This window comes from Cytophaga sp. FL35 (assembly GCF_014349235.1).
Lineage (GTDB): Bacteria > Bacteroidota > Bacteroidia > Flavobacteriales > Flavobacteriaceae > Euzebyella.
In genome coordinates, this window is the sequence record NZ_JACSOH010000009.1 from 116,572 (window position 1) to 128,508 (window position 11,937).

General features: G+C 38.2%; 10 protein-coding genes. 5 read left to right on the forward strand and 5 right to left on the reverse strand.

Features of this window, described 5'->3' with window-relative positions:
* Positions 1–7 precede the first annotated feature (7 nt).
* A complete protein-coding gene (locus tag BIZ36_RS09615; RefSeq protein WP_187457681.1) occupies positions 8–1,141 on the forward strand; it encodes a hypothetical protein in 1,134 nt (377 codons plus the stop codon).
* Positions 1,142–1,155: 14 nt separating this feature from the next.
* Here the strand turns inward: BIZ36_RS09615 and BIZ36_RS09620 are convergent, their stop codons facing one another.
* Positions 1,156–1,872, reverse strand: coding sequence for a hypothetical protein (locus BIZ36_RS09620; protein ID WP_187457682.1), 717 nt, complete (start codon positions 1,870–1,872; stop codon positions 1,156–1,158).
* A 201-nt stretch (positions 1,873–2,073) separates the two neighbouring features.
* Here BIZ36_RS09620 and BIZ36_RS09625 point away from each other — a divergent pair, with 201 nt between their 5' ends.
* Positions 2,074–2,619 (forward strand): fasciclin domain-containing protein, encoded by a 546-nt coding sequence (locus BIZ36_RS09625; RefSeq protein ID WP_187457683.1) that lies wholly within the window; start codon positions 2,074–2,076, stop codon positions 2,617–2,619.
* Here the strand turns inward: BIZ36_RS09625 and pheT are convergent.
* On the reverse strand, positions 2,616–5,042 hold the full coding sequence (gene pheT, locus BIZ36_RS09630) for a phenylalanine--tRNA ligase subunit beta (protein WP_187457684.1): 2,427 nt from the start codon (positions 5,040–5,042) through the stop codon (positions 2,616–2,618). The two genes, BIZ36_RS09625 and pheT, sit on opposite strands and share 4 nt — an antisense overlap.
* Before the next feature lie 119 nt (positions 5,043–5,161).
* On the opposite strand from pheT, the gene BIZ36_RS09635 reads away from it, so the two are divergent.
* Positions 5,162–6,388: a peroxiredoxin family protein gene (locus BIZ36_RS09635; RefSeq protein WP_187457685.1), complete on the forward strand. Its 1,227-nt coding sequence runs from the start codon at positions 5,162–5,164 to the stop codon at positions 6,386–6,388.
* A gap of 5 nt (positions 6,389–6,393) precedes the next feature.
* Here the strand turns inward: BIZ36_RS09635 and leuB are convergent, their stop codons facing one another.
* Both leuB and BIZ36_RS09645 read right to left on the reverse strand, forming a co-directional pair.
* Positions 6,394–7,512, reverse strand: a complete 1,119-nt coding sequence (leuB, locus tag BIZ36_RS09640) for a 3-isopropylmalate dehydrogenase (protein WP_187457686.1) — start codon at positions 7,510–7,512, stop codon at positions 6,394–6,396.
* Positions 7,513–7,664: 152 nt separating this feature from the next.
* The gene (locus BIZ36_RS09645; RefSeq protein ID WP_187457687.1) at positions 7,665–8,837 is read right to left on the reverse strand and encodes a 2-isopropylmalate synthase; all 1,173 of its coding nucleotides are present in this window, start codon (positions 8,835–8,837) and stop codon (positions 7,665–7,667) included.
* A 146-nt stretch (positions 8,838–8,983) separates the two neighbouring features.
* On the opposite strand from BIZ36_RS09645, the gene BIZ36_RS09650 reads away from it, so the two are divergent.
* Complete coding sequence (locus tag BIZ36_RS09650; protein WP_187457688.1) at positions 8,984–10,528, forward strand: hypothetical protein; 1,545 nt, start codon at positions 8,984–8,986, stop codon at positions 10,526–10,528.
* Between the two features lie 6 nt (positions 10,529–10,534).
* Entirely contained in the window at positions 10,535–11,392 is an 858-nt protein-coding gene (locus BIZ36_RS09655) for a DMT family transporter (protein ID WP_187457689.1), read from the forward strand.
* A gap of 3 nt (positions 11,393–11,395) precedes the next feature.
* On the opposite strand, the gene BIZ36_RS09660 is transcribed toward BIZ36_RS09655, so the two are convergent.
* On the reverse strand, positions 11,396–11,932 hold the full coding sequence (locus tag BIZ36_RS09660; RefSeq protein WP_187457690.1) for a DUF4252 domain-containing protein: 537 nt from the start codon (positions 11,930–11,932) through the stop codon (positions 11,396–11,398).
* Positions 11,933–11,937: the final 5 nt, after the last annotated feature.

The window sequence follows — 11,937 nt, forward strand, 5'->3', positions numbered from 1 at the left end:
TTAATATATGAAAACCTACCGTTTGTACCATATCTTATGGGTACTGTTATTTGTTGCCTGCTCCAAATCCGAAGATACTAGCGAAAATTCAACGGAATTACAACATTCAGGTAAGTCTAGCTATACCATGTTATTGGATACGGGGGAGGCCATTTCCTCTATTGATTTGGAGGCAAATGGGGAGTTACTTTATGTGCATGCAGAATCTTTAAAAGTTTCCACAACGTCAAAGCCGGAAATTGAATTTTTTGGAGACAACAAGTGGAGTACCTATACTGCAAGTGGTGATTGTAAAGGAGAATTACAAATTTTTGATTTTCAAGGTAATACCCCTGTTCAACTAAATCCTTTAAAGGACTTAAACGATTGTAAAATCAGCGTTCATGCCATGTTGCACACAAATTCAAAGGTATATCTAGGATACGAGTATAGAGAGACGCCCAAAAAGACATATTATTTCATAAGGTCCATCGGTTATAATAATAATTCATCAGAATATCTGGATATTCCTTTGGACAAAAAGCCAGTGGGTTTGGCTTTGGCGAACCAACGGTTATTTGTTCTAACTTTGGATTTAGAGCAAACTAGTAAAAATGCTTTGACTATTTTAGATAGTACCACTGATTTGCCTGTTCATTCTACCGAATTAGATAGCAATGCAAGAAAAATTTTTAAGGGGCCACAGGACCAGATTATCGTAAGTTATGACGATCATCATACGGCCATCAATTCTCAAACCCTGGCAGAAAGTTTAACAAAATATGGAACTGGAACAGAACCAAATTTTAATTCTGCCACTTCAATGAATTTTGATACTTCCGGTAAGATGTATTATGATATGCCTGGAGGGCCGCATAGTAGTTATCCAACCATCTCTGCCGTTTACGATTTTGATAAAAATAGCGCAGTCTTATATGCTTACGAAAATTTTATGACCGAAGAAGAGAGACAGTTTGAATATCAAATTGAAAACACCACAGTGGTTTCGTATGATTCCACCAATGATTTAATACTTATCGGTTATAAAAAGTCCATACAAGGCCATAAGGGTGGTTTAATTCGTATAAAACCGGCTCCTCAACCAAAATTTGTGGATAATACCGATACAGATGGTATTCCCTATGCCATTTTTGTCAATTAAAAGCAACCTCTTTTTTAGGCATTAAAGTATTTACTGTTCCAGATGGCAGGATTAAAATTCTTACCTAAGGCGAAGCCATAAAATATGACAACGGAGGCTAAGCATTTGAACATAAAAAAGAAAATGATCCAAAACTGTGCATTGGTATTGGTTTTTGAAAATAGCCCGTCGGGAACCAATAGCGTCATTAAGTAACTAATTAGAACCACTAAAACGCTAAGATTAACAATGCTTTTAAAAGGCCACATGAGTATCCTTCTAAGAGGGTGCAGGTCATTGCCCCATTTATGCACCAAATAATAATAACCATTGCCTATAGGTGCAAATAGTAAAGGGTCATCTTTGTCCTCCAATTTAAATAGTTTGGAGGGAGCTAGAATTTTAAGGCCATTTAAAGTTGTATTGTGTTTATATTCCAATTCCCTTATTTGAGAAATAGCCTCCTCAGGAATTTCCCCTTTAAAATATTTAGAGTCCAAGAACCGTAATCTGTAATTTATACAGATATCCTTAATATGGGCTAAGTGGTAAATCCTTTTGCTTTCAAGGAGGTCGATATCAAAGCTATTGGAATTCGATTTTTGATGGGTAGATAGACGATTGTGTATCAGTTGTCTATCCTCTTGATTCTTGTTTAGAATCTCTTGTACTTGGGCCAAAATTTCAAAGGAAGATGTTTCCTTATTTCTTTTTTTGCTCAGTACCTCTTGAATATTCGTTCTACTCAGCATTTCTTTCTTTTTATAGCAATCCTAACAAAGTTAAGAATTAAGATTGGCTATTAAAATGAGAAATACGATGCAAATTAGTTAAGTAAATGTTAAATAATGTGTCTTTGGTCGATAATTTTTGTAAAAAATTAAACAATAGTTGTTATTTGTCGATGAAGTTTACCGTTCATCGGATCCTAACTTAAATTTCGCCCCCAAATTATGAAGTTAACTGTCAAGTCCATCATTGTTGTTCTTTTGTTTGCTGGCGCAAGCGTATCTGCACAATCCAAAATACAGGAGAATCAAAAAAAATCCATTGTAAAGACAACGGCAAGTTCCGATCATCATAAGACCTTATTGGCGGCAATGAGAGCTACTGATTTAGAGCAATTATTGGACAAATCTGGGCCTTTTACCGTTTTCGCGCCTTCTGATTCGGCCTTTGAAAATATATCGGGTAAATCAATAGATTATCTTTTAGACCCACAAAATAGAAAAGAACTTAAGGAATTGGTCACTTACCACATAGTTGCCGGTAAATTATCCGCATCAAAAATTTTAAAGGCAATGTGCCAGGGTCGTGGCAAAGCTACTTTTACTACCGTTCATGGAGACGAGATCGTTGCTACCATGAACGGAATTGACATTGTCCTTACAGATAGCCATGGAAATAAGGCGACCATAGTGGTTGCCGATTCCAATCAACTAAATGGAGTTATTCACGAAATAGATAGCGTTATTCAACCCGCTTACGTTAGATCTTAACGCAACTCTGCTCCTAATTCTTCTTCGTAACGTCTTTGCAGCTTGGCCATAATTTTGTCAATCTGCTTATCCGTTAATGTTTTTTGTTCGTCTTGTAGGGTAAAGCTAACTGCATATGATTTTTTGCCTTCCGGAAGCTTTTCTCCTGTATAGACATCAAATAGATTGATGGTCTTTAGAAGCTTTTTTTCTGTTTGAAATCCTATCTGGTGTATTTCATTAAAGGTAACAGAATCATTTAAAAGAAGGGCAAAGTCCCTTCTAACTTCAGGATTTTTTGGTATTTCCTTGTACTGAATATTGTTTTTACTGGTTAAGGAAATAATGTGGTCCCAGTTAAAGTCTGCATATAGAACGTCTTGTTTAATATCCAGTTTCTTGAGAATGCTTTTTTTGACAAGTCCTATGCACACCAATTCCTTTTTGCTTGCTCTTAACGTGATTCCCTCAGAAAAAATAGTATTCTCTAAAGGAGTCGGTTGAGGGTCGGTTATACCTAAACGTTCCAGCAAATTGGTCACAACGGATTTAAGATAGAAAAAGTCAGATGGTTTTTCATGAACTGACCAACTTTCTTGATTTCTATTTCCGGTAACAAATAGGCTTAAGTGCTTGTTTTCTATTTTTTTGTCATTCTGCTGATGATATGTTTTACCAAACTCGAATAACTTAAGATTGGGTTTTCTTCTGTTCAGATTATAAGAAATAGCTTCGAGTCCACTAAATAACATGGATTGCCGCATTACGGATAGATCGTTGCTAAGCGGGTTAAGCATTTTTACAGGCTCATGAACAATTGTGGAGTCCAATAACTCCGTGTATGCCGCAGAAGTTAAGCTATTGGCCATAATCTCATAAAAACCTATAGAAGCCAATTGATCGCCTAGTTTTTGCTGCAGTTTATAATCATCAAACTTGGATACGGGAGCAACCGAAGCGTTCAATTTAGTCTTAAAGTCAATATTATTATAGCCGTACACCCGTAAAATCTCTTCAATTACATCTACTTCCCTATACACATCAACGCGATAGCAGGGAATGGACAGACCTAACCCAGTTTCCGTTACATTCTTAACTTTAATGTCCAAAGATGCCAAGATGGATTTTATGGTATCTTGAGGTATTTCTTGTCCAATAAGACTATACGTCTTTTCAAAGGTTAGAAATACTTGTTGTTCTTCAATCTTTTTTGGATAGAAGTCCTCAATATCCGAGGTGATATCGCCACCGGCGATCTCTTTAATCAATAGGGCCGCACGTTTAAGGGCATATTCAACATTTTCAATATCTATCCCACGTTCAAATCGAAACGAGGCGTCCGTATTCAAACCATGTCTTTTGGCCGTTTTTCTAATACTTACCGGATCAAAATAGGCACTTTCCAAGAAAATGGAGGTTGTTGATTCCGTAACCCCTGTGTTTATACCACCAAAAATGCCGGCCAGACACATAGGTTTTTCGGTATCACAAATCATTAGATCATCTTCATGTAGACTGTGTTCCTCGCCATCCAAGGTCATGAATTTGGTGCCAGCGGGCAACGTTTTTACAAGTACCTTTCTACCATGAATACGGTCTGCATCAAATGCATGCAATGGTTGGCCCAGTTCATGTAACACGTAATTGGTGGCATCAACTACATTATTAATAGGTTTTAGTCCAATGGCTTTTAACCTATTCTTTAGCCAATTCGGTGAAGGTTGTACTACCAAATTACTAATGGTAACCCCACAATATCTTGGAGCCAATTTACTGTTCTCCACTTCAACCAGCATTTTCAAAGAACGATTGTCTACGTTAAAATTGCTTACAGAAGGTGTTATTAGCTCCTTATTGATTTCTTTTTGTCTTAAACCAGCCTTTAAATCCCTAGCTACACCGTAATGACTCATGGCATCTGCCCGGTTAGGTGTAAGGCCAATTTCAAAAACCTCATCTAGCTCTACGGAGAAAATTTCCGAAGCTGGCGTTCCCACGGGAATTTTGTTGTCAAGAACCATAATTCCGTCATGACTAGAGCCAAGTCCCAATTCATCCTCGGCACATATCATACCTTCACTAACTTCACCTCGTATTTTTCCCTTTTTTATTTTCCATGCTTCACCTTCGGGCGTATATAGAGTAGTGCCAATGGTAGCAACAGGTACTTTTTGTCCTTTATCAACATTGGGCGCCCCGCAAACAATTTGTAATGGTGCTCCTGCACCTACGTTTACGGTAGTTAGTTTAAGTTTATCTGCATTGGGATGCTTAATACAGCTGAGTACTTCTCCAACGACTATTCCGTTAAGACCGCCTTTTACGGATTCAAAGGAGGTAACTCCTTCAACTTCAAGCCCTAAATCTGTTAAAAGTTCTGCTGTTTTTTCGGCTTCCCAGTCCAGTTTTAAGAACTGCTTCAACCAGTTGTATGATATTTGCATTGGTCAATTTTATTGGGCGCTAAGATAAAACAATGCTATAAGACATTCAATAAGCAGTCTTATTCATTTCTTTAATTTTTTACTTAGTAGTTTTGCAAACTCTAATGTCAGAATAATTTATGATCAGATCGGTAATTATCCTCGTTATTATAACTTTCTGTTTCTCATGTAAACAGAATAAAAGCAATACTCTTTTAAATGATGGTATGTGGAGGGCGCAGTTAAAAACCAAAAACGGAGATGCACTTCCATTTAATTTTAGGGTAATCAAATCTGAAACGGATAGTATTTCCTTAGAAATATTGAATGCCGAAGAAGTGATTACAGTAGATGAAGTTGAAATTATTGGAGATTCCATTCGTATACAACCTCCCATTTTTGAAGGTTATATTGCTGGAATTTTCACGGAAAATAGTATCAATGGAAAGTTTATAAAGGAAAGCTTGGACCGTGCTGTTACCTTTTCTGCTAAATATGGAGAAAAGCAACGTTTCTTAAATACATCTCCAGCCAACTTTGATGTGAGCGGTTCTTGGGAAACTGTTTTTTCGGATAGCACTAAAAGTAGGTACGAGGCAAAGGGTATCTTTGAGCAGACTGGCTCAAAGGTTACTGGAACTTTTGAAACCCCAACCGGTGATTATCGATTTTTAGAAGGAGTTGTAGCGGGAGATTCCTTAAAATTATCGGCTTTTGATGGTGCACACGCTTTTCTGTTTCTCGCATCTTATAAGGATAGGATTCTTGATGGTGTTTTTTATTCTGACAATCATTTTGAAGAACCATTCCGTGCCAAAAGAAACGACAACTTTACGTTGCCTGATGCAGATTCGCTTACTTTTCTGAAAGATGGATATGATGAATTCAATTTTGCATTTCCGGACAAGGAAGGAAGAATGGTCTCTTTAAAGGATGAGAAATTCAAGAACAAAGTAGTTTTAGTGCAGATTATGGGTTCTTGGTGCCCTAATTGTTTGGATGAGACCAAATTTTATATGGACTACCTGTCAAACGAGCATCCCAAAGATTTGGAGATTGTGGCTTTGGCCTTTGAGTATGCCAAAACCCAAGAGTCCGCATTTAAGAGCCTAGAAAGGTTGAAGAAAAGGATGGAATTATCCTATCCTATTTTGCTTGCACAATATGGAACCTCCAACAAGGTTGAAGCGCAAAAGAAGTTGCCCATGCTAAACCATGTATTGTCCTATCCAACAACTATTCATATAGACAAAAAAGGAGAGGTTCGCAAAATCCATACAGGATTCAATGGACCAGCAACTGGAGAAAAATTTAGGGAATTCAAGAAAGAATTTCAGGAGTTTACGGAGGCACTCAGGAACGAGTAGCTAAATTAAATTATGGTGGATTTTCCTAACCCTATATTTTCATCGTTAATATTCAGGTTCTCTTCAGAATCTACAATATGCTCCGAAATAAAATCACCTACGTAGTCCGTTCCATATTTACTGCTTCCAAGGATATCCGGAGTAACTACTTTTCTGCTTAAAGACTCATGAACCGCCTTTACTATGGAATTGGCTTCTTCCTCAAGTCCAAAATGTTGAAGCATCATAACGGTACTGAAAATGGAAGCTACAGGATTGGCAATGTTCTTACCTTTTGCTTGAGGATAGGAGCCATGAAAGGGTTCAAACATGGCATTGTCCGTACCAATGGAGGCAGATGGCAATAAACCTACAGAGCCAATAATAACACTGCCCTGATCGGATAAAATATCGCCGAACATATTATCGGTAAGGATAACATCAAACTGCGTTGGTTTCAGCATCATTTGCACGGCAGCGTTGTCTATGAACATTGCTTCCCAAGTAACATCCGGATAACTTTTGGCAATTTCCGTCACGGTTTTTCTCCACAGTCGGGAAGACTCCAGAACATTGGCCTTGTCTACCAGTGTCAATTTCTTTCGTCGTCTCTTTGCAGCTTTGAAGGCCATGTGTGCGATTCTGCTGATCTCCTTCTCAGAGTATTCACATACGTCAGAGGCCTTTGTTCCATCGGCGCTAATAGTCTTTTCGCCAAAATAAATCCCACCGGTAAGTTCCCTGAAAATTACAAGGTCTGTACCTCTAACAATAGACTCTTTTAAAGGAGAGTTTTTAAGTAGGGTAGGGAACATTTTTACAGGGCGTACATTGGCAAAAAGCCCTAATTCCTTTCTCAAACTAAGTAGGCCCTGCTCCGGTCTTACTTTGGCTTCCGGGTTGTTATCGTACTCCAAAGCACCAATGGCACCAAATAGTATGGCATCAGACTCTCGGCATAATTTAAGCGTCTCATTTGGTAGAGGTTTTCCCGAGCCGGACATGGCTATAGCACCTACGGGCGCTTCTACATACTCAAATTTATGGTTAAAGGTCTCCTCTATGGCCCTCAAACATTTAACTGATTGTGCCAAAACCTCAGGACCAATACCATCTCCACCCAGAAGAGCTATTTTTAACTGCATAGAACACTATTTACACCTTAAGTGCGTAAAAAGCGAGTTTCATACGCACATCCTTCGCTTTTATAAAGCATAACGAAGGTTAAAAAAAATAGCGACATTTCAGCAAAAAGCTGTGGAATTTTTAAAAAATGAAATTCAGGGGGAAACCTGTGTTAGGATACGCTTTCAATATTTAGATTGGTAGCCTCGATTATTTTTGGAATGTCCTCATCAGTAATTTCCTTATGCTCATCGGCAAATTTCAAAAACTCTTGGTAAACATCGTCCAATTGAAGTTTGGTGAGTTCAAAACCTACCAATTTGGCTCGGTATGCCAAAGCGGCCCTTCCACTACGTGCCGTTAGCACAATGGAAGATTCGTTTACCCCAACGTCCGATGGGTCTATAATTTCATACGTTTCCCTGTTTTTAATTACCCCATCTTGGTGAATACCCGAGCTATGGGCAAAGGCATTGGCGCCAACAATAGCTTTATTTGGTTGTACGATCATACCCATTTTTTGGGAAACCATTTGGCTGGTGCTATACAATAGTTTACTATTGATATTGGTATCCAAATTCAAGGTTGGGTGCTGCCTTAAAATCATCACCACTTCTTCTAAAGAAGTATTTCCGGCACGTTCGCCAATTCCGTTGATGGTACATTCTATTTGTCTGGCACCATTGATGACTCCCGCAATGGAATTGGCAGTGGCCAATCCTAGGTCATTATGACAATGGCAGGAAAGGGTCGCTTTTTCAATACCCTTTACGTTCTCTTTAAGGTACTTAATTTTAGCACCGTATTCATCTGGAAGGCAATATCCCGTGGTGTCCGGTATATTGAGTACGGTGGCACCGGCCTTTAAAACAGCTTCGCAGACGCGCGCCAAAAATTCATTGTCCGTTCTTCCTGCATCCTCGGCATAAAATTCAACATCTTCTACAAAAGTTTTGGCATAGCTAACCGCTGATACGGCCCGTTCTATAATTGCATCCCTATTGGAGTTGAATTTATATTTTATATGAGAGTCCGATGTGCCGATACCTGTATGGATACGAGGTCTTTTGGCCGATTTTAAAGCTTCGGCAGCTACCTCAATATCCTTTTTGACTGCGCGGGTCAAACCGCATACCGTAGCATTTTTAACTAAATCCGATATTTCTGCAACAGACTTGAAATCTCCAGGACTTGAAATGGGAAATCCAGCTTCAATAATATCCACACCTAGTTCATCCAGTCTTTCGGCAATGACCAATTTTTGCTCGGCATCCAATTTACAGCCGGGCACTTGTTCACCATCTCTTAGCGTTGTATCAAAAATCTGTACCTTATCTTTGCTCATTATAATTATGTAGTTTAGCTAACCATTACGAAGATATGACCCTTAGGTTAAAACACCTAGACCCGATATAAAATAGTACAACGTTAAATTAGATTTTCAATTATGTAAAAAATTGAAAATCAGTAAAATAAACTATACTTTTTACGATGACAAATGCGCACCGAGATGCTTTGTTCGTGCTTGTAAAATCACTTTCCAAATCAGAGAAACGACAGTTTAAGCTGTATGTTGGGCGTTTGGGGGTAAATACGGATGCCAAGTTTTTGGCCCTTTTTAATTTATTGGACCGCTTGAAGAAGTACGATGAGAAGGCAATCCTTGAATCTGGAATCGTAAAAAAAGCACAGCTGTCCAATTTAAAGGCACATTTGTACAAACAGATTTTAGTAAGCTTACGCTTAAACCCCGTGAACCAGACTATTCGGGTTCAAATACGGGAACAACTGGATTTTGCAACCATCCTCTATCAAAAAGGATTGTACAAGCAAAGTTTAAAGATTTTGGATAAGGCGAAGGCAGTGGCCATTGAAAATGAGGAAAAGAACATTGCTTACGAAATAGTTGAACTTGAGAAAATAATTGAAACACAGTATATTACCCGTAGTATTCCTGACAGGGCAGATGAATTAGCCGTTCAGGCTAAGGAACTTTCTGCGCATAATGTGATTACCAGTAAACTGTCTAATCTTTCGCTACAACTTTACGGACAGATGTTAAAAGTGGGGTATGTACGTAGTGATGAGGACTATAGAAGGGTCAAGGAATATTTTGACAAGCATCTGCCCAAATATCAAATAGAAAATTTAGGATTCAGGGAAAAATTATGGCTGTATAAGGCGCATTTATGGTACAGTTTTTTAACCCAAGATTTTTTATCCACCTATAAGTATGCCAATAAATGGGTGGATTTGTTTTATGAGCACCATGAACAAATTGCACTTAATCCGGTATTCTTTTTAAAGGGGAATCATTACTTGTTGGAATCTCTTTTTTATGTGAAGTATAGCAGCCAGTTTAGGCAAACCTTGGAAAAACTGGAAGAAGTAGTAGAGAGTAAAAGCTTCCCTAAAAATGATAATATTGCATCCTTAACATTTTTATATCTCAATGCCAATAAGTTGAATCTCCATTTCTTGGAAGGAACATTTCAGCAGGGGTTATATTTAGTGAAAATTGTTGAGTATGGTATTAACAAGCACAAGGATCGTATAGATGCGCATCACATTATGGTGCTATATTACAAGATTGCTTGTTTGTATTTTGGAATTGGAGATAACAAGACCTGCATACAATACCTCAAAAAAATAATCAATAACAAGAATTTGAAAATGCGCGAAGACCTTATGTGTTTTGCGCGTGTGCTTAGTTTGGTGGCGCACTATGAAGCAGGTATGGATTATCACTTAGAGGTTCAGCTAAAGAGTACGTATAAGTTTCTACTGAAGATGAACGACCTTCATGCCGTGCAAAAGGAGATGATCAAGTTCTTAAGGAACCTTGGAAATATTTATCCGAACGAACTTAGAAACGAGTTTGAAAAATTACATACGGAGCTAAAGAAATATGAAGACCACCCATACGAAAAACGTTCGTTTCTCTATTTGGATATTATTTCTTGGCTTGAAAGCCATTTAGAGAACAGACCAGTTGCTGAAATTATTAGAGAAAAGGCTCTTGCCGTTAGAAGATAAAATTTAATGCCCCTTACCGCCCAGACCAGAAATTTCTTAGAATTAAACCTTACCGTATTTTTTATGTCAACCTCAGGGCCGTTCGGCAAGTTCATAGAACTGCCAGCCCCGTTGACCATTGAATTAAGGGCTCTTTTTGCATTTCTTTTTTTACTGATTTATTGTAAAATCAGGAAGATTTCGTTCCATATCAGCAAAAGGGATATTTGGCCAGTTCTCCTAACAGGTGTTTTAATGGGAGTTCATTTAGTCGCCTATTTTCACGCGCTACAATTGAGCAATGTGGCAATTGGTATGCTGTCCTTATTTACATATCCCATTATGACCGCTTTTTTAGAACCTTTGTTCTTAAAAACCACTTTTAGGAAAAGTCACCTATTTTTAGGCTCTTTGGTACTTCTTGGAATTTACTTTTTAGTGCCCGATTTTGGTTTGGAGAATGATAGTACCATTGCCATAGGTTTTGGACTGTTTTCTGCCTTCACGTATGCTTTGCGAAATTTAATACTAAAGACGAAGGTAGACCGGTATCAAGGTTCCACCTTAATGACTTATCAAATGGGGATTATCGGTTTCCTCCTGCTGCCTACCTATATAGCTTACGATATTTCTGAAATTCCCCAATTTATTCCGGCGCTTTTGGGGCTTATCCTTATAACCACTGTGATTGGCCACACAATGTTCATCAATAGTTTTAAGAACTTTTCAATTACTACCGTAAGTATATTAAGCAGTGTTCAACCAGTATACGGAATTTTGATAGGAGCTCTTTTCCTCAAGGAAATTCCCGGTTGGTCCACTATTTTAGGAGGGGGATTGATTTTAACTTCCGTGATATTGGAAAGCGCCAGGTCCTTCAAATAATGCTTAATTTTCTGGAGATATCGGGGTTGGAGTAGTGCTATTTGCCTTAAACTGCCCCATGAGTCCATCGCCCATTTTTTGAAATTCTTCGTTCTGGGCCATTTGACGCACTTTCACAGGATCAAAATCACCATTGAAATATAAAAATGAACCTGTGGTGTTATTGTTGTTGTAAATAAGGATTTCCTTTACGGCATCCCGTTTTTCTCTTATGGAAACTACATTCCGTTTTAACTGGTCATTTTTACGATATACTTCAATAAAGGAGTTACCAGTAATTCCGTTCATTTGCTGATTCAAAAAGCGGGTTCTGTCTTCTGTAGCGCTAGGAAATTGCATGAACCTTAAATCTTTGGTATTTCCTACTAGGGATTTCATTTCGGGGGAGATATTACCTATCATTGATAGCATGAACCTAGGAACCCTAATAGCGGTAACCTGGTCATCTTCTTTATGTGCATTGTAAAAAGCATCAATGGAATTGTAGGTACTGCAGCTGCATAAAATCAATAGGCAGCTCACTAAGCGTAATTTTTTCATAATGG

Bases quoted from the DNA above. Each gene is read 5' to 3' on its own strand.
- BIZ36_RS09615 (WP_187457681.1), top strand. From the start codon at position 8: ATGAAAACCTACCGTTTGTACCATATCTTATGGGTACTGTTATTTGTT.
- BIZ36_RS09620 (WP_187457682.1), bottom strand. From the start codon at position 1,872: ATGCTGAGTAGAACGAATATTCAAGAGGTACTGAGCAAAAAAAGAAAT.
- BIZ36_RS09625 (WP_187457683.1), top strand. From the start codon at position 2,074: ATGAAGTTAACTGTCAAGTCCATCATTGTTGTTCTTTTGTTTGCTGGC.
- pheT (WP_187457684.1), bottom strand. From the start codon at position 5,042: ATGCAAATATCATACAACTGGTTGAAGCAGTTCTTAAAACTGGACTGG.
- BIZ36_RS09635 (WP_187457685.1), top strand. From the start codon at position 5,162: ATGATCAGATCGGTAATTATCCTCGTTATTATAACTTTCTGTTTCTCA.
- leuB (WP_187457686.1), bottom strand. From the start codon at position 7,512: ATGCAGTTAAAAATAGCTCTTCTGGGTGGAGATGGTATTGGTCCTGAG.
- BIZ36_RS09645 (WP_187457687.1), bottom strand. From the start codon at position 8,837: ATGAGCAAAGATAAGGTACAGATTTTTGATACAACGCTAAGAGATGGT.
- BIZ36_RS09650 (WP_187457688.1), top strand. From the start codon at position 8,984: ATGACAAATGCGCACCGAGATGCTTTGTTCGTGCTTGTAAAATCACTT.
- BIZ36_RS09655 (WP_187457689.1), top strand. From the start codon at position 10,535: ATGCCCCTTACCGCCCAGACCAGAAATTTCTTAGAATTAAACCTTACC.
- BIZ36_RS09660 (WP_187457690.1), bottom strand. From the start codon at position 11,932: ATGAAAAAATTACGCTTAGTGAGCTGCCTATTGATTTTATGCAGCTGC.